General features: G+C 54.7%; 1 pseudogene. It reads right to left on the bottom strand.

The annotated features are described in order from the left end of the window. Nucleotides 1-671, bottom strand: a pseudogene (locus DXA66_RS14635) (DNA primase); the annotation flags it as partial. Nucleotides 672-768 lie beyond the last annotated feature (97 nt).

Below are 768 nucleotides of genomic sequence, written 5' to 3'. Positions count from 1 at the left end.
CTGGCAAAGCGGTTCGTTTCGATGCGGAGGATGGATTCGGAGTGAGAGGCTTCCCCGAACAGCTTCTTCAGCAGCAAGCCGATGCGGGATTTTCCCTCGCCGCCCTTGCCGGTCATGACCAGCATCTTCTGCGCCTTGGTAGACGGGATCAGAAGATAGCCGAGATATTCCTGCAAGGTCAGAATGTCCTCCGGGATCAGCAGGCCGTCCAGAAATTCCAGCCACTTGGTCGGTGCGGGGGCATCGGGCTGGTATTCCACGGGGAGTCGGTTCAGGCAGAGTTCCTTTTCCGGCACAAATCCCCGCTCGTCCAGAAAGTAGGTTCCGTTCTGGAGATGGATGCGGTCAAGCTGGGGTTTCCATTCAGGGGTATAGGTTTCGATACGGAGTGCGTCCAGAACCTGCTTCTCCTTCTTGGCAAGGTTGTCGAGCACAAAGTCACGGAGGTCGCTGTGGACTTCGTAGAGCAGTGCGTCCTCGTCTACCTCGCCGTTCTGGTCGAACAGCTTCTGTTTCAGGCACATCATGGGGTGTTTCTCTAAAAGGTACTGGCAGTAAGCGGTCTCACGCACTTTGCCCTTGCTGTCTACCCAAGGGCATTCGCATTCTTCCTCTTCTTCCAGTTCGTCCTCATCACGCCAATCTTCGTTCCTCTTTTTCCAGTCGCTCATGCAATCCCTCCCAATACTTCCGTAGCTCGTTTTCGGTCTGCGGGTCCGGGAGCACCGAACAGTCCAGATAATATTCAACGATGTCAAGGTTCTTTAT

The organism is Faecalibacterium sp. OF03-6AC (genome assembly GCF_003478175.1).
Lineage (GTDB): Bacteria > Bacillota > Clostridia > Oscillospirales > Ruminococcaceae > Faecalibacterium > Faecalibacterium taiwanense.
Note: the sequence above shows the minus strand (reverse complement) of the source record. Positions and strands in the feature narration are given on the sequence as shown.